Below are 19,412 nucleotides of genomic sequence, written 5' to 3'. Positions count from 1 at the left end.
TAGACCGTAACAGATTCCGGCTATTACTGTCGTAGCGGCGAAAATCTTTCATGCGGCATCGATTGATCCATGACACATCAGCGCGTGCCGACCAGGGCATTCCGATAAGTTTCCGAAGCAACCTCGGATAGGCAACCGGTGAGCGACTGGTCGGGCAACCAAATCATCTTGCGCAGCAGCTAATTTCAAGCTACAGGGCGTCCAGTCCGCGCCGGAACAATGAACTCGGCGGAAACTCAGGCCGCCGAAGTCACCCGATACACGTCGTACACGCCCTCCACATTCCGGACCACATTCAGCAGGTGGCCGAGGTGTTTCGGATCGCCCATCTCGAAGGTGAACTTACTGATAGCCACTCGATCGCCATGGGTCGCTACCGAGGCCGACAGAATATTCACCTTCTCGTCCGCCAGCACCTTCGTAACATCCGACAGCAACCGGGTGCGGTCCAATGCCTCGATCTGAATCGCCACCAGGAACACCGACGACGGCGACGGCGCCCAGGCCACCTCGATGATGCGCTCGGCCTGTTCGCGCAGCGAACCGGCGTTGGTGCAGTCGGTGCGGTGCACGCTCACCGCGCCGCCGCGGGTCACGAATCCCATGATCTCGTCGCCGGGCACCGGGGTGCAGCACTTGGCCAGCTTGGCCACCGTCCCCGGCGCACCCGGAATCAGCACGCCCGCATCCCCGGTGACGCGCTGACGGTTCGGCGTCGTCGACGGGGTCGACCGCTCGGCCAGCTCGTTCTCCACGTCACCGATGCCGCCGAGCTGGGCCATCAACCGCTGCACCACATGGTGCGCGGACACCTGATGCTCACCGACCGCGGTGTAGAGGCTGGAGATATCGGTGTAGTGCAGTTCGTGCGCGACGGCGGTCATCGCGTCGACGCTCATCAACCGCTGCAGCGGCAGCCCGACCCGGCGGACCTCCTTGGAGATCTGATCCTTGCCGTTCTCCAGCGCCTCCTCGCGGCGCTCCTTGGCGAACCACTGCCGGATCTTGGCCTTGGCGCGCGGGGACACCACGAAGTTCTGCCAGTCCCGGCTCGGCCCGGCGTTCTGCGCCTTCGAGGTGAAAACCTCGACGACCTCACCGTTTTCGAGCTGCCGCTCCAGCGCGACCAGCCTGCCGTTCACCCGCGCGCCGATGCATTTGTGCCCGACCTCGGTATGCACCGCGTAGGCGAAATCGACCGGTGTCGACTTCTGCGGCAGCGTGATCACATCGCCCTTCGGTGTGAATACGAAGATCTCGGGCGACTTCAGGTCGAAGCGCAGCGATTCCAGGAATTCCGCCGGGTCGGCCGCCTCCCGCTGCCAGTCGAGCAGCTGGCGCATCCACGCCATATCGTCGACCTCGGCGGTGTCACTGGAGTGCTTGCCCCTGGTTTCCTTGTAGCGCCAGTGCGCGGCGATGCCGAATTCGGCGGTGCGGTGCATGTCCTGGGTGCGGATCTGCACCTCGAGCGGTTTGCCGTCCGGCCCGACGACGGTGGTGTGCAGCGATTGGTAGACGCCGTAGCGCGGCTGGGCGATGTAGTCCTTGAACCGGCCCGCCATCGGCTGCCACAGCGAATGCACGACACCGACCGCCGCGTAGCAGTCGCGCACCTCGTCGCAGAGGATGCGGATGCCGACCAGGTCGTGGATGTCGTCGAAGTCCTTACCCTTGACGATCATCTTCTGATAGATCGACCAGTAGTGCTTGGGACGACCCTCGACGGTCGCGTTGATCCGCGATGCCAGCAGGGTGTTGACGATTTCGGCGCGCACCTTCGCCAGGTAGGTGTCGCGAGACGGCGCGCGATCGGCGACCAGGCGGACGATCTCGTCGTACTTCTTCGGGTGCAGGATCGCGAAGGCCAGATCCTCCAGCTCCCACTTGACGGTCGCCATACCGAGGCGGTGCGCCAGCGGCGCGATCACCTCCAGCGTCTCCTTGGCCTTCTTCGCCTGCTTCTCCGGCGGCAGGAAGCGCATGGTGCGCATGTTGTGCAGCCGGTCGGCCACCTTGATCACCAGCACGCGCGGGTCGCGGGCCATCGCGATGATCATCTTGCGGATGGTCTCGGCCTCCGCGGCCGCGCCGAGGTTGACCTTGTCCAGCTTGGTGACACCGTCGACCAGATGCGCCACCTCGGCGCCGAAATCCAGGGTGAGCTGTTCGAGCGAGTAGCCGGTGTCCTCGACGGTGTCGTGCAGCAGGGCCGCGACCAGCGTCGTCGTGTCCATACCCAGTTCGGCGAGGATATTGGCGACCGCGAGCGGGTGGGTGATGTACGGGTCGCCGGATTTGCGGAACTGGTGCTTGTGCCGTTCGTCGGCGACGTCGAACGCGCGCTGCAGCAGCGTGAGATTCGCCTTCGGATACAGCTCGCGATGCACCGTCGCCAGCGGCTCCAGCACCGGTTTGACCGCCGCGATACCGCGCTGACCGGTCATCCTGCGGGCCAGTCTGGCCCGGACCCGGCGCGACGCGGAGGTCGGGACCGCGGCCGCAGGGCCGGACTGCCTGACCTGCGGGGTACTCGGCGCCGACGGATCCGCACCCGAGGTGGGCTGCGCACCGTTCGACTGCGGGGCTCCGGCCGATTGCTCGACATTCGCCTCGCCCAAGTGCTGAGTCATGCCACCACCTCTCAATGCGACGGTCGGATCACCCTATCCGACCGCTGCCACCGCCAATCCCAACTCTAGTCCCGGTCCGACGCCGACGTCTTTCGCCAGCTCGTCCGAGCATCAACCCGTCGCATCCGCGAAATCATCCCGGAATGCGCCCGTCGACTCGCCGGGCCATGCCTCGACAACGAACGGCGGCGGTGATCGGTTTCGCGGTTCAGCGCACGGCGGGCGGCGCCGCGGCCAACTGGGCGGCGACGGGCACGGTGGCCTGGGTGGACCGCATGGAGACACCGTCGGCCGACGGTGCGGGCGGCGCGCCGAGCAGGTCGAGGATCGTCGGGGTGAGATCGACGAGGGTATGCCGGGCGCTGGTGCTGCCCGGGGTGAAGTCGGGACCGCGCGCGATGACGAAATTCGTTGTCTCGTCGTCGGTTTGGCCGCCGTGGCCGCCCTCCGGGCGGTGGCCGTGATCGGCCGTGACCAGAACCGTCCAACGCTCGGCCGGGTTGGCGGCGGCCCGCGCGTCGACGGCGGCGATCATCCGGCCGACGTGCTCGTCGACCCGGCAGACGGCCTCCAGATAGTCCTCGGACGCGCCGCCGCTGCGGTGGCCGGCCCGGTCGACCTGATCCAGGTGGGTGAAGAGGAAATCGGGGGCGAACCGGGTGATGGCGGTGACGACGCCGTCGGTGGTGTCCGCATCGAGGCTGATCTCTTTGGGGTCGTGCGGGCATTCGGGTGTCGCCATCACGACGTCGGCGCGCCGGTCACCGCTGGCGGCCATCAGGGCGAGTTTGTCCCAGCTGGTGATCGACCTGGTCCTGATATTCGGGTCGTGTTGTTCGAGCTGGGTGAACACCGTCGGATAGCGAGTGAAGGGCGTGGCGTCGAATTCGTTGTCCTTGATGCCGTGCTTGGTATCCCATACGCCGGTGAGCACGGTGGCCCAGGACGGGCCGGAGATGGTGGTGTGCGGGGCGATCGAACCGCGGGAGAGCAATCCGGCGGCGCACAGCCGGAACAGATTCCTGGCGCGTACCTGTTCCGCCTTGTGCCACATCAGGCCGTCGATGCCGATGAGCAGGACCTTCGTGGTGCCAGGCCGGGCGGCGTCCGCCGCGGCGCGGGCGGTGCCCGGAAGGACCGTGGCGGCCGTGGCGGCAACGGCCGACGCGAGCAGTTGCCTGCGGTTCATGACTGAACCATGCGGGCATTCGCCCAGGTCCGAAAGGGTGACGCACGAGTGTTCATGGATGTTTCACCGGTCGCGCCATCGCTCGTTGCCTCGCTGAACAGCGGCTGAACTTTCCATAGCCAATAGCTATTCATACAGGTCACGACCGTATAGACGATCGGTGAACGAATATCCGTTGACAGCACCGCCATCGCCGTGCCGGACTGTGCGCATGTCATCGGACAATGCCGGGTCCGCGATCCGGATCGCCGCTGTCGCGGATCTGCATCTGCGCACCGCGGTGGCAGGTCGCTTCCGCCCGGCCTTACTGCGCCTGGCCGAATATGCCGACATCCTTTTGCTCGCAGGCGATCTCACCGAGGGCGGGACGCTGCGGCAGGCGGATCTGCTGTGCGCCGAGATCGCGGACCTGCCGGTGCCGGTGGTCGGCGTACTCGGCAACCACGACCACGATCGACGGCTCGGCTACCGGATCGCGACCATGCTCGGCGGCATCGGCGTGCACATGCTGGACGGAACGGCCGTCATGCTGCCGGTGCGCGACACCGTGGTCGGCATCGCGGGCGTGCAGGGTGGCGGCGGCGGATTTCCCGGTTACCCAGGAACACCCGATGATGGCAGCCTCGAGCATCGGGCCAGAATGCGGCGCGGACCGGTCGACGCCGGGCGGCTGCGCCAGGCGCTGGAAACCCTCGACTGCGAAATACGCGTCGCGCTGACGCATTTCGCACCGACCCTGGACACCATCGTCGGTGAACCACCGAAGATCTATCCCGGACTCGGCTGCCGGGAGTTGGGCGAGGCCGTCGACGCGGGCGGCGCGGTGCTCGCGATCCACGGACACGCGCACGCCGGAACGGAATTCGGCGCCACCGCGGGCGGAGTTCCGGTGCGCAACGTCGCTTACCCGGTGCTGCGGCGGGAGTACGCGGTGTACGAGGTGCGCGCGGGCGGACAGGTTACCGTCACCCCATGATGGTTGCCCGTTCGCTGCTGCTGTTCGCGCTGGCCGCACTGGCCGAGATCGGCGGCGCCTGGCTGGTGTGGCAGGGCTGGCGCGAGCATCGCGGAATCCTGTGGATCGCGGCGGGCATCGTCGCGCTCGGCGCGTACGGATTCGTCGCGACCTTCCAGCCGGACCCCAACTTCGGCCGGATTCTGGCGGCCTACGGCGGTGTGTTCGTCGCGGGCTCGCTGGCCTGGGGCATGGTCGTCGACAAATTCCATCCGGACCGCTGGGACTACCTCGGCGCGGCCATCTGCCTCGTCGGCGTCGCCATCATCATGTACGCGCCGCGCGGTTGATCGCGAACCGCGGCTTTCAGTCGTCGGAGTCGAAGGCCCAGACGACGGCGGGGCGGCCGGTCGCCTTGGTGCGGCGGCGTTCGGCGGTGCGGTGCAGGCCGGGAATGGCGGAGAGGGTGCGGTTGAGGTTGGCGGGGTCCGGCCGGACGCCGAGCAGGGAGGTACTCAAGTCGACGGCGCGGGTGGCGGGGAATTCGGCGCCGGTGAGTGCGCGGGTGAAGGTCACGTCCTTCCAGAGCAGGCGGGCGAGCAGTCCGCGCGCCGCCTCGACGATCCGGTTGTGGTCGAACGCGAGTTCCGGCAGCTCGTCGAACGAAACCCATTGCGCTGGCGCATCATTCGGGCCGACCACGGCCCACATGGCGATGGACAGCGTCGGGCCGCGCGGATCGCGATTCGGTTCGTCGAAGGTGATCAGCTGCCCGACCGCGCCGATCGCTGCCTCGGGCACACCGAGTTTCGCGTGCACCGCGCGCCGCGCCGCCACCGCCAACCGCTCCCCCCGCCCGAGCAGCACACCGGGCAGCGCGAGCCGCCCCGCGAACGGATCCCATTCGCGCCGCGCGATTCCGATGGTCACCGCGGTATCGTCGGGCCAACACCGCAGCGCAACCACGTCCACCGAGACAACCGATTGCTCCACGACGCCACATCCTGCCCGAGCGGCCCAACCGGTTCGGATCTCGGGTGCCCGCGACACACCGCACCGCCAGCGTCCTGCGCGGCAATTCGCTGCGCGCGCCGGGCTAGTGCACGAAGCGAAAGCTACGCGGGAACACCGGTATCCAGGGTGGGGACCCATGCCGACGCACCGATTCTTCACGCGGCCATGGGCATCCGATGCGGCGAACGGTTCGAGCGGTCCGGACCGTCGGCGGTGAGGACCACCGGAACGCCGAGCTCGCGTTCGAACCACGGGACGGGATCGGCGGGCAGTTCCGTCAGAATCGGTTGCGCATCGCCGACCAGGGCGGTCAGCCGCCGCTGGTACGAGAGATCCCGCCACGTTCCGGGTACCAGCCGATCCAGAACACCATCAGAAGTGCGGTAACCGACTGCCGCACACCGTGTTCCGGGCGCGTCCAGATGGTTGACCACCAGCCCGTCGATGCCGCCGCACACCTCGATCGCGTACCACAGCAACACCGGATCCAGGTGACCGAGCCGGAACGCACCCTGATACGGCCCGATCATGTTGTGCGACTCCGGGATCGCGAGCGCCGGATCCTCGGTTGGGAACGGGCCCGCGCCATGACGGGTCATATACGTGCGGGTGACCCCCAGGACGCGGCCGCGCGCGCCGATCGACGCCAGCATCGCGCGGGCATGGCGCGGTTCCACCGTCGACCAGGTGGTGTGCGGATGGAAACCGCGCCACTCGTCGAGCAGCACGCCCTGTGCCCCTTCGAAAACCAGGCGGCCGCGCCGCGCGAGGTCCGCGAACAGCCGATCGTCCGCGAATTCGATCGCGGCGGCGAACTCCCGGTACATATCGACCAGGTCGTCGATCGGCTCGTAGCGGTGCGGGCCGGGCGCGATCAGCGGACCGTAATGCGCGGCCAGCTCACGCAGTTTCGCGCGCAGGACATCCGGACGCAGGCAGTCCGCCACCCGCGGCGCATCGTGTTCGAGTGCGTACCAGGCCGTTTCGCCGATGCCGCGCCCGCACGAACCGTGCCGCGAAGCACCCCGCGCATCCTCGCGGGCACGGTTGGCGGCGATGTGGATCGGCGTGGTGAGCAGCGCCCGCCCATCGATGCGCAACAGCGACAACGGATCTCGCACACCCAGCGCGGCCAGCGCGCGTACCTCACCTGCCAGCGCGATCGGCTCGACCAGCATGTGGCGCGAAAGCAGCGTCGGCACACCGGAAAACGTGCCGGAGCCGAATTGCGCGAAGGTGTGGTGCCGCCCGCGGGCGAGCACATTGTGCGCCGCCTGCGCCCCGCCGTTGAAGCGCACCACCGCGCTGACCCCGAGCCCGGCCTCCGGCGCGCACAGCCAGTCGACCGTCGCACCCTTTCCGGCATCGCCGAAACCGAGATCGACGACGATGAGGTGATCGTCGAACATCTTGCGCCCCTTACCTTTCCAAGGCAGGTGATCAGTCGCCGGGCAGTGCCCGCGGGCCGTGCGCCGCGAGCGCCTTGCCCACCGACGCCGCCTCCAGATCCGAGCCGACGTCGCGCAGGTCGGCGAGGCCGGTGTGCAGGTCCACCGCGGCCTCCGCCAAACCGATTGTCAGCGCGATCAATTCGCAGACCGCATCCGGATCGTCGAGCTTCATGAAACGCTGCCCGAGCAGCGCGCGCCAGTGGTCGGCGATCTCCGGATCGTCGAAGTGGCTGGACTGGTTGGGCAGGATGAAGTACACGTGCCAGCGTTCGGCGAGTTCGCGGTAGATCGATTCGACCGAAATGTTGCGCGCCACCTGGTCGCCGATCACATCGCGGATGTGCCGCGCCGCCAGCCCCTGCTTGTTCAGCTCGTCGCCGATCAGGAAAAGGTAACCGCGTTTGCGGCGCTTCTCCCATGCGTCGGTCACCACGTGGGTGGCCATGAAATACGCTGCCAGCTCATAGCTTTCGGACTTCTGGCCACCGCCGTTGCCCTCCAGGAAGATATTGCGCAGCTGGTCGTCCATCCGATTGTCGGATTCGAACTGCCCGATCTGCAGCGGCACCCGGTCGCTGTCGGCATCGCCGATGGCGCCGAAGAGGATCTGCGGATCCTCGGCATATCCCTTGCGCTGCAACAGTCCGTGCAATTTGCCGAGTTTGTCCTGCATGATTCGGGGCACCCGCCCCATCGATCCGGTGACGTCGAACAGCACCGCGATCGGCAGCGAATTGCCGTGATCTGCCGAATCCCGGCTCTCCCGGGCGGAAACCCCCAGCGGATCGAGCGACGGATGCGCCCGCCAGTTCGTATGCGGTTCGGACCACAGCCGGGCGGTGTATCCGAAATCGTCGAGTCCCCGGCTGGCGCGGTAGGTCTTGGCCGCGCGATATGCGCCGTCATCCCAGTGTCCGTAACCCATTGTGGATCACTTCCTCTCGTGAACTAGTTTTAGTGTAGATAACCAAAACTAATCCCGTCAAGGATCCGGCGAACGGATCCAGCCTGGCTCAGCGCCCCTCGGTGCGCTCGCGCAGCGCCGCCTTCTTGGCGCGATTGCCGCAGGTGCCCATCGAGCACCAGCGGCGGCTGCCCGGGCGGGAGGTGTCGAGGAACAGCGCTTGACAGTCCGCGCCCGCGCAGATCCGGATGCGGTCGGCGTGCTCGGAAGTGGCCAGTTCCAACGCATCTCGCGCGATCAGCACCAGGGTGGCGGCCACCGGATCCTCGGCGATCCAGCTCAATTGCCCGTTCGACAGCTGCGGCGCGGGCGGTGCGCCGAGCGCCGCGTTGTTGAGTATCCGGCGGGCCGAACCCGGGCAGGCATCGGCTCCCGCACCCGAGCGTGCGGCCTCGATGAGCGCATAGGCCGCCTCGCGCACGGCGCGCGCCTCGGTGAGGGCGGCGGCCGTGGGCGGAGCGATCCGCCCGGCCCGGATCGGGCCACACTGCCGCACCCAGGCCGCCAGTGCGGCGGGATCGGCCAGTTCGTCGACCACCGTCGCCGCCCCCCGATACCGCAGCGTGCGCACGAAATCGAGGCTGATCCGACCCGCGCCCTGCCGGAATCGCGGGGTGGACGAACTTGGCGCACTTGATTTTTCGGTCGCGGTCGGCACGTCGTCCAGTCTATCGAAGAACCGGTTTTACTGGTACCTTCGTGAACCAGTCAAACTGGTTCTCCTCGTGAGGTACGCATGTCCATACCCGCCTCGGCAGCGCCCGGGCCGAAACGCGCCGTCATCCTGCTGCTCGCCCTCGCCTGCGGCGTCATGGTGGCCGATGTCTACTTCCCGCAGGCGCTCGCGCCGCTCATCGCGACCGAGCTGCACATCGATCCGCGGACCGCGGCGCTGGTGGTCACGGCGACCCAAATCGGTTACGCCGTCGGCGTATTCCTGCTCGTACCGCTGGGCGACCGGTTGCCGTACCGCTCACTGCTCACCGCGCTGCCGCTGCTCACCTGCGCCGGCCTGCTCGTCGCCGCGGCGGCGCCAACGGCTGCGGTCCTGCTGCCCGCCGCCGCGCTCGTCGGGGTCACCACCGTCGTCCCGCAACTCATCATCCCGATGGCGGCGGGACTGGTGGCTCCCGAGCGGCGCGGCGCGATCACCGGCACGCTGCTGAGCGGGCTGATCGCCGGAATCCTGCTGGCCCGCACCTTCTCCGGTGCCATCGGCGAATGGGCGGGCTGGCGCGTACCGTATGTCGTTGCGGCCGTGGCGATTCTGCTGCTCACCCTGATGCTGCGCCGGGTGGTGCCCGCGAACGAACCGGCGTCGCGGCTGAAATATCCGGTGCTGGTGCGACAGTCGCTGCGGCTGCTCGGCACCGAAACCGAACTGCGCCGCTCCGCGCTCTACCAGTTCACCGTCTTCGGGGCGTTCAGCGCCGCGTGGACGAGCCTGGCGCTTTACCTCACCGGTCCGGAATATCGTTTGGGCACCAGCGTTGTCGGGCTGATCGCGCTGGTCGGCGCGGGCAGCGTCTTCGTGACCCCGCGCGCGGGCCGACTGGCCGACCGGCGCGGCAGCGACCGGGTGAGCCTGCTGGCCTTCCTCGGCGTACTGCTCTCGGCCGCGATCCTGTGGACCGGCGGGCTGCACGGTGTGGCGGGCATCGCCGGACTCGCCGCGGGCATGCTGCTGCTCGATATCGCGACACAGGCCGGCCAGGTCGCGAACCAGGCGCGAATCTTCGCGCTGGCACCCGAGATTCGCAGCCGCCTGAACACCGCATATATGACGTGCGCCTTCCTCGGCGGCAGCCTGGGTTCCTGGCTAGGCGTCCAGGTGTACGACGCGTTCGGCTGGAGCGGTGTCTGCGCGCTGGTCGCCATGGCCGCCATCGCGGCGCTGATCCGCCATGCCGCACACATGCTTTCGCGCATACCGGGCAACCCGGCGCCGCGGACAGTTCCGGCGACCGGAAACACGGCGGGCGAACCGATCGACGCCTGACCGGATCTTGTCATTTTTTGTCCCGAAAACTCTTGGTGAGCACGGATTTCCGGATTACGGTCGGCGTATTCGACGAATCATCCACAACACGGGGAAACCGAGATGGTGAACGACGCGCAACGCGCCGCCGCACAGAACTTCCGCAATCTGCACACCGAGGGCGTCTTCGTCCTGCCCAACGCCTGGGACGCGCTCAGCGCGGCCGTCATCGCCGAGGCCGGAGCGCCCGCCATCGCCACCACCAGCGCGGGCGCTTCCTGGGCGCTCGGCCGCACCGACGGTGAACGATTGAGCCGCGAGGAGATGGTCGCCCTGATCCGCCGCATCACATCCGTGGTATCGGTGCCGGTTACGGCGGATATCGAAAGTGGTTACGGCCCAACGCCATCCGATGTCGCGGCGACCGTAGCGGCCGTTGTCGACGCCGGAGCCGTCGGGGTCAATCTGGAGGATTCGCTGGCGCCGGGCGGTCCGCTGCACGAACCGGCCGCGCAGGCGGAACGGCTGCGCGCGGCCCGCACCGCCGCCGCGGCGGCCGGACTGCCGGAATTGGTCGTCAACGCGCGCACCGACGTCTACCTGTTCGGCATCGGTGCGGAAGCCGGCCGCTTCGATGATGTGCTTGCCAGGTCCGTCGCCTATGCGGAGGCGGGCGCGGACAGCTTGTTCGTCCCCGGCCTGCTCGACCTGCGGACGCTCACCGTCCTGGCCGCGAAGTCGCCGCTGCCGATCAACGTGATGACCGGGCCCGGCGGACCGAGCGTCGCCGAACTCGCCGCGGCGGGTGTGCGCCGGGTCAGCGTCGGATCGGCGCTTACTCAGGCGGCCTACGCGCGGGCGGCCGATGCGGCCCGGGAACTGCTCGAAAAGGGCACGTATTCGGCGCTGACCGGCGGGCTCGACTTCGGCGCCGTGCAGGGGCTGCTGCGCGGTTGAGCCGGGCCTAAACTGCCGGTGTGGACCCGTTGACGCGGATCAGGGAGATCTGCCTGGCGCTGCCGGAGAGCAGTGAGCGGCTCAGCCACGGCGTGCCGACCTTCTTCGTCCGCACCAAAACCACCTTCACCATGTTCACCGGCGGACACTACGACGAGCCGGGCCCCACCATCTGGTGTCCGGCGCCACCCGGTGTCCAGGCCGATTTGATCGACGCCGAGCCGAAGCGTTTCTACCGGCCCCCGTATGTCGGGCACCGCGGTTGGCTCGGCATCCGCCTCGACGTCGATCCGGACTGGGTCGAGTTGGCCGCGATCATCCGCGACGCGTACCGGGTGGTGGCGCCGAAGAAGCTCGCGGCATTACTCGACTGAATATCCCTGTCCCCCACCGACTCAGCGCGCCAAGGTTTCCTCGATTCCTTCTGAGGTCAGCTCTAGATAGCGGGTGACCCCGATATCGGCGAGAAACCGTGGATCGTGGCTCACCACGATCAGCGCGCCCTCGAATCCGGCCAGCGCCTGGGTGAGATGGTCCAGGCTCGGCAGGTCGAGGTTGTTGGTCGGTTCGTCGAGCAAGAGCAGCTTCGGTGCGGGCTCCGACAGCAGCAGCATGGCCAACGCCGCACGCAACCGCTCACCGCCGGATAGCGCCGACGCCTCGACATCGGCGTCGGAGCCGCGAAACAGGAAGCGCGCCAACCGCGCCCGGATCCGCTCCGGTTCGGCATGCGGCGCGGCAGCGGCCACATTCTCGAATACCGACCGCCGCTCGTCGAAAATGTCGAGCCGCTGCGGCAGCATCCGCCACGGCACCTGCGGCCGTGCCGCCGCGATCCGGCGCAGCAATGTCGTCTTGCCGACGCCGTTGCGGCCGGTGAGCGCGATCCGCTCCGGACCGGCGACCCGCAACGAAACCGTTGGGCCGCAGGCCAGTTCGACATCGTCCAATTCGATCACCTCCTGCCCCGGATACAGCCGGGTATCCGGCAGGTCGACCCGGATCTCCCGGTCGTCGCGCACCAGCTCCTGTGCCTGCTGCAAATGCTCCTTCGCCGTGTCGAGCTTCTCGATGTGGTTGTTGCGCAGCTTGCCCGCCGACACCTGGGCCTGCCTTTTACGTTCGGCCATAACGATTTTCGGCTCACGCTTGGTGTCCCACATCTTCTGCCCGTACCGCTGCCTGCGATCCAGTTTGATCCGCGCCTCCACCAATTCCCGTGCCTGCCTGCGCACATCGCCGCGGGCGTCGCGTACGGCCGCCCGCGCCGCCTCCTGCTCGGCCGCGATGATCCGCTCGTAGGCGCTGAAATTGCCGCCGAACAACCGGATTTCGCCCTGCCGCAGCTCCGCGATGGTGTCCATCAGGTCCAGCAGCTCACGGTCGTGGCTCACCGTGAGCACGGTGCCGGAGAATTGGCCCACCACTTCGTAGAGCCGTTGTCGCGCAACCCGATCCAGGTTGTTGGTGGGCTCGTCGAGCAGCAGCGCATCGGGTTCGCGCAGCAGTTCGGCCACCAGGCCGAGCAGCGTCGTCTCGCCGCCGGACAGGGTTTCCAGCCTGCGATCCAGCTGCTGCGCCGAATCGGCGACGTAGTGCAGGCCGAGCCGCCCGAGCAGTGCGAGCGCCCGTTCTTCGACATCCCAGCCGCTGCCGACGATCTCGAAATCGGCATCGTCGCCGATGCCTGATTCGATGCGGTGCAACGACTTTCGAATCCCATCGATGCCGAGCACCGCGTCGACGCGCTGACCTGGCGCCAGCCCCAGGTCCTGGCGCAGGTAGCCGAGCCGCCCCGGTGTCGCGATCGAGCCGCGCATGGGCGTCAGCTCGCCCGCGATCAACCGCAGCAGCGTCGATTTACCGGCGCCGTTGCTGCCGACCAGCCCGATCTGACCGGGCCCGAGAATCGTTGCGAGACCATCGAATACGGATGTGCCGTCCGGCCACGCGAAGGTGAGATCGGAAATAGAGATATTCGCCATGTGAACTCCACAGAGGTTGCGACGGAACGCGGCGCGCGAACAACGGGCCGCCCGAATGGCTACCTCACAGGAACAATGGCGTAACTCCGATCAACGGCAATAAGACCGCAATAGGTTAACCACAACCCTGCCGTGAACGCCAGTGATTAATAGATCACAGTCCCGCCGACGCCCCGATCACCGCGCCGATCTCGGCGGGCAGCGGATACGGTCGCTCAACGGGCAGCAATGCCGCCGCCGTCGCCAGTTCGCCGTCGGCGACGCATCGCCCGATCCGGTGCGCGGTCGCGGTGACATCGCGAATGCCGGTGATCCACCGGTCCACATACTGTTCCACCGCGACTCCGCCCAACCCGATCTGCACCGAGCGATGCGGCAACGGCCGATGGTGCAGGTCCCGCTCCGGATCCCATTGGATGCGGACCGGACTGCGCCCGAGCCGCGCCTGCCATTCGTCATGATCCGAATACACTTCGGGCACAAAGTGACTCAGGCATGCGTGCCGCAACGCCCACTCGAATCCGGTGCGGGTGACGGTCACCGCCAGCACCCGTTCCTGCCCGGGCTTACCCGCCCAGCCACACCGGTACATCATCCAGAGGAAGGACGGTTTGATCCACGTCATCCGCTCCCGCTTGAACGGTGCGACGAAGGTGCCCGCCGCCAGCGCGGCATCCGCGATACCTGGCGCATACGCCTGGTAAACGGTGACCGTTTCGTCGTCGTACGCCGCTCGTATCTGCCGCAGTGGCGTCTCGGAGTCCATCGGACGATAGTGCGGCACACCGCTATTCGACGGCAATCCCCCGATTCCGGGGATGCGGCCTACACCTTGACGATGGAGGTGAGCGGGTAGTCGCCCTGGTTGGCCCGGCCGCCGAGGAATTCGAGTTCGAGAACGACTGCGGCGGAGATGATTTCGGCGCCGGCCTGGCGGAAGAGTTCGGCGGCCGCGGCGAGGGTGCCGCCGGTGGCGAGGACGTCGTCCAGCAGCAGGATGCGACGGCCGCGCAGTTCGACACCGTCGCCCGGGATCTCCAGGGCGGCGGTGCCGTATTCGAGGCTGTATTCGCGCTTGAGCACGGGCGGGGGTAGCTTGCCCGCCTTGCGCACGGCCAGCACGCCGGTGCCCAGGGTGGCGGCGACACCCGCGCCTAGCAGGAAGCCGCGGGCGTCGACACCGGCCACCAGGTCGGCGTCGGGCGCGCACGCGGCCAGACATTCGACAACGGCCCGGAACCCCTCGGAATCGGCGAATACCGGGGTGAGATCCGCGAAGCGGACGCCGGGCGACGGGAAATCGTCGCGCCAACGGGTGAGGCGCTCGACCTGTTCGGCGGCCTTCGCCACCCGCTCGGCGGCCAATTCGCTGGACTCGATCGCCGCGTGCTTACTCATCGACACCTCTCCATGGTCACATTCACCCACATCACCTGTCACCGCTTCAGCACCCAGCGATCCATATTCCACCCGGTGCCCGCCTGGGTGGCCCCGGCGATACCGTTCTGCATACCGCTGCCGAAGGCGATGGTGCGCGGCGTGGCGAACAGGGGAATGCTCGGCATGTCGGCCCACAGCAGGTTCTCGGCCTCGGTGAGCAGATTCAGCGTGTTGGTCGAGTTGTCATCGGCCGCAAGCTGATCGGTGATCGCATCGTAACGGCCGTTGCCGTACCGGCCGAAATCGAGCCCGCTACCGGTGTGCAACGCGCTCATGGCCGCGACGCCGGACAGCGATCCGGCCGGACCCGGCCGCGATGCGGTACCGGCCAGCACCGCGTCGACTTTGCCGTCGGTGAGCTGGGTGGGTGTGAAATCCGTTGCGCCCGCGTCCACCACGGTGATTCCGGCCGCCTTGCAGGCGTCGGCGATCATCGCGACGGTCTGGGTGCGCCGCTCGTCGGGCTTCGTATATCCGACGCGCACAGTGATATTCGGCGAACCCGCCGCCTTCAATGCCGCGGCCGCGGCGGGCGCGTCACCGCCGCGGTACTTGCCCGCCGCGCCGGTGGACGCCCCGTAGAAGAGCGAATCCTCTTGGGTGATGCGAGAGTTCAGCGGGCCGGTGCCGAGTCCGGTCTTCGGGGCGTCCTTGGCCTTGCCCAGCTTGTCGAACAGGTCCTGCCGCGGCGTGCACAGCGCGAAGGCGCGGCGCGCGTCGGCCGAGCCGAATACCCCGCCGGTGGCCAGTATCAGCTGCTCGGCGCCGCGGCCGGGCACCGTCTGCGTCGAAAAACCGTCCAGGTTCAGATCTTTCACCGATCCGCCGCCGATATCGACAACGCCGACGGCATTGTCGGACACCTTCTTCTTGATGTCGGCGGTCTTCGGGAACACCACGATGCGCCCGGTGAGCGGCTTGTTGCCCCACCAGCGCTCGTTGGCGACCAGCACCAAACCGTCCTTGTCGCTGAATGATTCGATGCGGTAGGGACCCGATGACGGGAACCGGCTCATATCGAGCGAACCGGATCCGATGGTCCAGCCGTTGTTCCAGAAGTCGGCCAGCCGCTGCAGCGCACCCGGATCGCCGGATTGCAGCACCGCCGACACATTCGGCACATTCGCCACCCGCGCGGCGACGTGCGCGGGCATCATCTCCCCCGCGGTGAACAGGTTGCGCCACGGCAGGTAGTGGCGGTCCGGGCGGAACACCACCGTCGCGTCCTTGGACCCCGGCTGACAATCCACCCGCTCGATATCGGCGTATCCGGCCGTGCTCGCCGCGTCGAACAGCGGGATCGGGCCGCGGTCGCCGGGTTTGGTGAATCGCCCGCTGTGCGCGGCCCAGGCCAGCACCAGGTCGTCGCAGGTGGTCTTCACCCCGTCGGAGTACACCCCGTCCGGGTTGAGCCGGTACTGGATGGTCTGCGCCTCACCCGGCACCTCCTTGGCGGTGCCGACATCGGTGTCGGCCACCTGCTGACCATCCGGCCCGGTGTAGAAGAATCCGGTGAGCACCCGCGCGAACACCGCGGACGAGCCGCTGCTCGCGCCGAGCGTGGTACCGCCGTTATAGCTGGCGATCACCGCGTCGACGGCGTATCCGATCGATGGCACCTGATTCTTGCTGCCACAGCCTGTCATGAGCCCGGCAGCAAGAACACCAGCGGCCAATGCCCCGATCAATCGCACCGACGTACCCGGCCTACGCATGAATTCCTTTGCCTCCGAGTTGAATCGCGTCGTTCAGTGATAACCGGCCGCGGGGTTCACTCGGCCCCGCGACCCGCACCCGGCGGGTCGCCCGGCAGACGGGTCAGTGCCGCCGCTTCTGCCGCTTTCCGCTCGGGCGCGCACCTGGGCGTGGTCCGGCGCCGGCGGCGGGGCGCGGCATCTGCATGGTCGGCTCGTCGAAGTTGCGTCCGGTCGCGGCCTGCACCCGGCGATCGGCCGCGGCTCGCGCCGCCGCACCGGCCTGCCCGTTCCGCCGCGCCAGCACCTTCTTGGTGTGCTGCGCCACCGGACCCCAGCGCTCCTTGATCGAGACCAGCAGCGGCACCGCGAAGAAGATCGAGGAGTACGCGCCGACGATCATGCCGACCAGCTGCACCAGCGCCAGATCCTTCAGCGTGCCGACGCCGAGCAGCCACACCGCGATCACCAGCATGCCGACGATCGGCAGGATGCCGATGACGGTGGTGTTGATCGACCGCATCAGCGTCTGGTTGGCCGCCAGATTCGCCTGCTCGCCGTAGGTTCGCTTGGTCAAATGCAGTACGCCCCTGGTGTTTTCCTCCACCTTGTCGAAGACGACGACATTGTCGTAGAGGACGTAACCGAGGATGGTGAGCAGACCGATGACGGCGGCGGGCGTCACCTCGAAACCGACCAGCGAGTAGATACCCGCCGTGACGATCATGTTGAAGAACAGCGAGGCGATGGCCGCGATGGACATATCGCGTTCGAACCGGATCGCGATGTAGACCATGGTCAGCAGGATGAACACGCCCAGCGCGATGAGCGCCTTGCGGGTGATCTGCCCACCCCAGGTCTCGCTGATCTGCGCGACCGAGATGGCGTTGCGGCTCTGGTTACCGCTGCTGTCCTTCGGGTGGAAGGCGTCGAACAGCGCGGTCTGCAGTTTATCGGTCTGCGTCTGATCCAGTGTGTCGGAACGGATTTGGATCGATGCGGCGCCGCCGGAGCCGACCTGCTGCACCGAGACCGGCTTGTGGCCGATGGCATTGGCGTACACGTCCTCGACCTTCGAGGTGGTGACGCCCGCGGCGGCGGGCAGCGCGATGCGCGAACCGCCCGCGAAATCGATGCCGAGGGTGAAGCCCTTGATGCCGATGCTCAGCGCCGATATCAGGATGAACGCCGCGGTGAGCGCGTAGTAGAACTTGCGCTTGCCGACGATCTCGAATCCGCCGGTGCCGGTGTAAAGGCGTTCGAAGAAGCCATGTTTCGGCGCGGTGGCCTCGTAGTCCAGTTCGTCGGTCAAGGTGGCCGGGTCGATGGTTGGGCTGGAGTTGCTCATCGTCGTGCCGTCTCCTTAACCGTGGTGCTGCCCGCCTTGCGTTCCCTGGCGAGTTGCTGGATCGCGCCGAGTCCGTTGACCGACGGCTTGGCCCAGAACTGCGACCGGGACGCCAGCATCATCAGGGGCGCGGTCACCAGGTAGAGCACGATCACGTCGAGCACGGTAGTGACGCCGAGGGTGAACGCGAAACCCTTCACCTGCCCGGCGGCCAGAATGTAGAGCACCACCGAGGCGATGAGGCTGACCGTCTTACCGGACAGGTTGGTGCGCTGGGCGCGGGCCCAGCCGCGCGGCACCGCCGAACGGAAGCTGCGGCCCTCACGCATCTCGTCCTTGATGCGTTCGAAGAAGACGACGAACGAGTCGGCGGTCAGACCGATACCGATGATCAGACCGGCGATACCGGCCAGGTCGAGGGTGAAGCCGATCCATCTGCCGAGCAGCACGATCAGGCCGTACACCGCGACACCCGAGGCCACCAGCGAGAAGCCGGCGAGGAAGCCGAGCATTCGGTAGTAGAGCAGGCAGTAGACGAGAACCACGGCCAGGCCGATAGCGCCCGCGAGCAGGCCGGCGCGCAGTGAGGACAGGCCGAGGGTCGCCGAAACCGATTCCGCCTCCGAGGTCTGGAACGACAGCGGCAGCGAACCGTACTTCAGCGTATTGGCCAGGTCGCGGGCGCTCGCGGCGGTGAAGTTACCGGAGATGCGGCTGCGGCCGTCGGTCTGCACGCCCTGCACCGTCGCCGCGGTGATCACCTTGGTGTCCAGCACGACCGCGATCTGCTTGCCCAGGTACTCCTTGGTCAGCGCGGTCCACTGGTCGGCGCCGGTGGATTTGAAGGTCAGGTCGACCACGTTGCGGGCTTCCATCTTGTCGAAACCCGAAGTGGCGTTGGCGATTTCCTCACCGCTGATCCGGCTCTTGTCCAGCAGGTAGACGTTGCCGTCCGAACCGCAGGCCACCAGCGGCAGGTTCGGGTCGTCGGCGCCGGCCAGCGGATCGGGCTTGGAGCAGTCGAGGGTTGCCATCGCCTGCTGCTGCACGGCCGGGTCGGTGCTCTGCCGCAGCGCCTTCGCGGCGGCGATCTCCTTCTCCGCCTTCTGCTGCGGGGTCAGATCGCCGGTCGGGGTCTCCGTCGGAGTCGGCGTCGGGGTCGCGGGGGCCGAGGTGGGCGGCTGCTCCTGGCCGGTCGGTCCCTGTGCCGGGAACACTCGGTTCTGCGGGGCGGGCTGCTGCTCCGGGGCGGGCTGCTCGGGAGCCGCGGGCGCCGGGGCGGACGCGGGTGCCGGAGCGGGCGCGGTCGACGGGTTCTCGCCGGGAGTGAGTGCGGGCGGGGCCGACGGTGCCGGAGCGCCGGGGCCGGTGTCCTGCTTGGAGCCCTTCGCGGGTGCGATACCGCCCGGCATCACCGGGCGGATGTAGAGCTTGGCGGTCACCGCCAGGCTCCTGGCCTGCTGACCGTTATCGCCCGGGACGGTGACGACGATGTTGTCGCCATCGATGACCACCTCGGAGTTCGTCACACCGAGCCCGTTCACCCGGCTCTCGATGATCGACTGCGCCCGATGCAGGCTGTCTTGGCTCGGTTTGCTGCCGTCCGGGGTGCGGGCGGTCAGCGTGACCCGGGTCCCGCCTTGCAGATCGATACCGAGCTTCGGCGTCGGGGCCTTGTCACCGGTGAAGAACACCAGTGCGTAGATGACGGCCAGCAGCGCGGCGTAGACGCCGAGCAACCGGAACGGATGCCCCGTTCCCTTGGAAGGTGGCACAGTACGTATCTCCTAGGCGGGAGGTCGAC

The 19,412-nt window shown here is 67.6% G+C and carries 17 protein-coding genes; 5 read left to right on the top strand and 12 right to left on the bottom strand.

Annotated elements, in window-relative coordinates:
- Positions 1-236 precede the first annotated feature (236 nt).
- Positions 237-2,633: a bifunctional (p)ppGpp synthetase/guanosine-3',5'-bis(diphosphate) 3'-pyrophosphohydrolase gene (locus LGY53_RS15345; RefSeq protein ID WP_225727358.1), complete on the bottom strand. Its 2,397-nt coding sequence runs from the start codon at positions 2,631-2,633 to the stop codon at positions 237-239.
- Between the two features lie 208 nt (positions 2,634-2,841).
- A complete protein-coding gene (locus LGY53_RS15340; protein WP_225727357.1) occupies positions 2,842-3,822 on the bottom strand; it encodes an alkaline phosphatase family protein in 981 nt (326 codons plus the stop codon).
- Between the two features lie 211 nt (positions 3,823-4,033).
- Here LGY53_RS15340 and LGY53_RS15335 point away from each other — a divergent pair, with 211 nt between their 5' ends.
- Positions 4,034-4,798, top strand: coding sequence for a metallophosphoesterase (locus LGY53_RS15335; RefSeq protein WP_225727356.1), 765 nt, complete (start codon positions 4,034-4,036; stop codon positions 4,796-4,798).
- On the top strand, positions 4,795-5,127 hold the full coding sequence (locus LGY53_RS15330; protein WP_225727355.1) for a YnfA family protein: 333 nt from the start codon (positions 4,795-4,797) through the stop codon (positions 5,125-5,127). The genes LGY53_RS15335 and LGY53_RS15330 overlap by 4 nt, the downstream gene beginning before the upstream one ends.
- A 16-nt stretch (positions 5,128-5,143) precedes the next feature.
- On the opposite strand, the gene LGY53_RS15325 is transcribed toward LGY53_RS15330, so the two are convergent.
- The 4 genes from LGY53_RS15325 to LGY53_RS15310 form a co-directional block, all read right to left on the bottom strand.
- Positions 5,144-5,770, bottom strand: coding sequence for an NUDIX domain-containing protein (locus LGY53_RS15325; RefSeq protein ID WP_225727354.1), 627 nt, complete (start codon positions 5,768-5,770; stop codon positions 5,144-5,146).
- Between the two features lie 176 nt (positions 5,771-5,946).
- The gene (locus tag LGY53_RS15320; protein WP_225727353.1) at positions 5,947-7,200 is read right to left on the bottom strand and encodes an adenylosuccinate synthetase; all 1,254 of its coding nucleotides are present in this window, start codon (positions 7,198-7,200) and stop codon (positions 5,947-5,949) included.
- Between the two features lie 31 nt (positions 7,201-7,231).
- Entirely contained in the window at positions 7,232-8,167 is a 936-nt protein-coding gene (locus tag LGY53_RS15315; protein ID WP_225727352.1) for a hypothetical protein, read from the bottom strand.
- An 88-nt stretch (positions 8,168-8,255) separates the two neighbouring features.
- Positions 8,256-8,864 carry an ABATE domain-containing protein gene (locus tag LGY53_RS15310; protein WP_225727351.1) on the bottom strand — a complete coding sequence of 203 codons (609 nt, stop codon included), beginning with the start codon at positions 8,862-8,864 and terminating at the stop codon, positions 8,256-8,258.
- A gap of 78 nt (positions 8,865-8,942) precedes the next feature.
- Here LGY53_RS15310 and LGY53_RS15305 point away from each other — a divergent pair, with 78 nt between their 5' ends.
- The 3 genes from LGY53_RS15305 (at position 8,943) to LGY53_RS15295 (ending at position 11,515) form a co-directional block, all read left to right on the top strand.
- The gene (locus tag LGY53_RS15305) at positions 8,943-10,205 is read left to right on the top strand and encodes an MFS transporter (RefSeq protein ID WP_225727350.1); all 1,263 of its coding nucleotides are present in this window, start codon (positions 8,943-8,945) and stop codon (positions 10,203-10,205) included.
- Between the two features lie 102 nt (positions 10,206-10,307).
- Positions 10,308-11,141 (top strand): isocitrate lyase/phosphoenolpyruvate mutase family protein, encoded by an 834-nt coding sequence (locus tag LGY53_RS15300; RefSeq protein ID WP_225727349.1) that lies wholly within the window; start codon positions 10,308-10,310, stop codon positions 11,139-11,141.
- A 20-nt stretch (positions 11,142-11,161) separates the two neighbouring features.
- Positions 11,162-11,515, top strand: a complete 354-nt coding sequence (locus tag LGY53_RS15295) for an MmcQ/YjbR family DNA-binding protein (protein ID WP_225727348.1) — start codon at positions 11,162-11,164, stop codon at positions 11,513-11,515.
- A gap of 21 nt (positions 11,516-11,536) precedes the next feature.
- Here the strand turns inward: LGY53_RS15295 and LGY53_RS15290 are convergent, their stop codons facing one another.
- The 6 genes from LGY53_RS15290 to secD all read right to left on the bottom strand — a co-directional run bounded on the left by LGY53_RS15290 (position 11,537) and on the right by secD (position 19,383).
- A complete protein-coding gene (locus LGY53_RS15290; protein WP_225727347.1) occupies positions 11,537-13,126 on the bottom strand; it encodes an ATP-binding cassette domain-containing protein in 1,590 nt (529 codons plus the stop codon).
- Positions 13,127-13,280: 154 nt separating this feature from the next.
- Positions 13,281-13,892: a DUF4291 domain-containing protein gene (locus tag LGY53_RS15285; RefSeq protein ID WP_225727346.1), complete on the bottom strand. Its 612-nt coding sequence runs from the start codon at positions 13,890-13,892 to the stop codon at positions 13,281-13,283.
- A gap of 59 nt (positions 13,893-13,951) precedes the next feature.
- Positions 13,952-14,524, bottom strand: coding sequence for an adenine phosphoribosyltransferase (locus LGY53_RS15280; RefSeq protein ID WP_225727345.1), 573 nt, complete (start codon positions 14,522-14,524; stop codon positions 13,952-13,954).
- 38 nt (positions 14,525-14,562) lie between these two features.
- Entirely contained in the window at positions 14,563-16,281 is a 1,719-nt protein-coding gene (locus LGY53_RS15275) for an ABC transporter substrate-binding protein (RefSeq protein ID WP_225727344.1), read from the bottom strand.
- A gap of 103 nt (positions 16,282-16,384) precedes the next feature.
- Positions 16,385-17,608 (bottom strand): protein translocase subunit SecF, encoded by a 1,224-nt coding sequence (gene secF, locus LGY53_RS15270; protein ID WP_225727343.1) that lies wholly within the window; start codon positions 17,606-17,608, stop codon positions 16,385-16,387.
- Positions 17,605-19,383 carry a protein translocase subunit SecD gene (gene secD / locus LGY53_RS15265; protein ID WP_225727342.1) on the bottom strand — a complete coding sequence of 593 codons (1,779 nt, stop codon included), beginning with the start codon at positions 19,381-19,383 and terminating at the stop codon, positions 17,605-17,607. The genes secF and secD overlap by 4 nt, the downstream gene beginning before the upstream one ends.
- Between the last annotated feature and the right edge of the window lie 29 nt (positions 19,384-19,412).

The sequence above is a fragment of the Nocardia sp. JCM 34519.1 genome (assembly GCF_020361265.1).
GTDB lineage: Bacteria > Actinomycetota > Actinomycetes > Mycobacteriales > Mycobacteriaceae > Nocardia > Nocardia arthritidis_A.
This window is presented reverse-complemented; position numbering and strand designations above follow the sequence as displayed.

Coding starts and splice junctions, on each gene's coding strand:
- secF (WP_225727343.1), bottom strand. CDS start 17,608: ATGAGCAACTCCAGCCCAACCATCGACCCGGCCACCTTGACCGACGAA.
- LGY53_RS15300 (WP_225727349.1), top strand. CDS start 10,308: ATGGTGAACGACGCGCAACGCGCCGCCGCACAGAACTTCCGCAATCTG.
- LGY53_RS15345 (WP_225727358.1), bottom strand. CDS start 2,633: ATGACTCAGCACTTGGGCGAGGCGAATGTCGAGCAATCGGCCGGAGCC.
- LGY53_RS15330 (WP_225727355.1), top strand. CDS start 4,795: ATGATGGTTGCCCGTTCGCTGCTGCTGTTCGCGCTGGCCGCACTGGCC.
- LGY53_RS15320 (WP_225727353.1), bottom strand. CDS start 7,200: ATGTTCGACGATCACCTCATCGTCGTCGATCTCGGTTTCGGCGATGCC.
- LGY53_RS15280 (WP_225727345.1), bottom strand. CDS start 14,524: ATGAGTAAGCACGCGGCGATCGAGTCCAGCGAATTGGCCGCCGAGCGG.
- LGY53_RS15340 (WP_225727357.1), bottom strand. CDS start 3,822: ATGAACCGCAGGCAACTGCTCGCGTCGGCCGTTGCCGCCACGGCCGCC.
- LGY53_RS15305 (WP_225727350.1), top strand. CDS start 8,943: ATGTCCATACCCGCCTCGGCAGCGCCCGGGCCGAAACGCGCCGTCATC.
- LGY53_RS15315 (WP_225727352.1), bottom strand. CDS start 8,167: ATGGGTTACGGACACTGGGATGACGGCGCATATCGCGCGGCCAAGACC.
- LGY53_RS15290 (WP_225727347.1), bottom strand. CDS start 13,126: ATGGCGAATATCTCTATTTCCGATCTCACCTTCGCGTGGCCGGACGGC.
- LGY53_RS15275 (WP_225727344.1), bottom strand. CDS start 16,281: ATGCGTAGGCCGGGTACGTCGGTGCGATTGATCGGGGCATTGGCCGCT.
- LGY53_RS15335 (WP_225727356.1), top strand. CDS start 4,034: ATGTCATCGGACAATGCCGGGTCCGCGATCCGGATCGCCGCTGTCGCG.
- LGY53_RS15285 (WP_225727346.1), bottom strand. CDS start 13,892: ATGGACTCCGAGACGCCACTGCGGCAGATACGAGCGGCGTACGACGAC.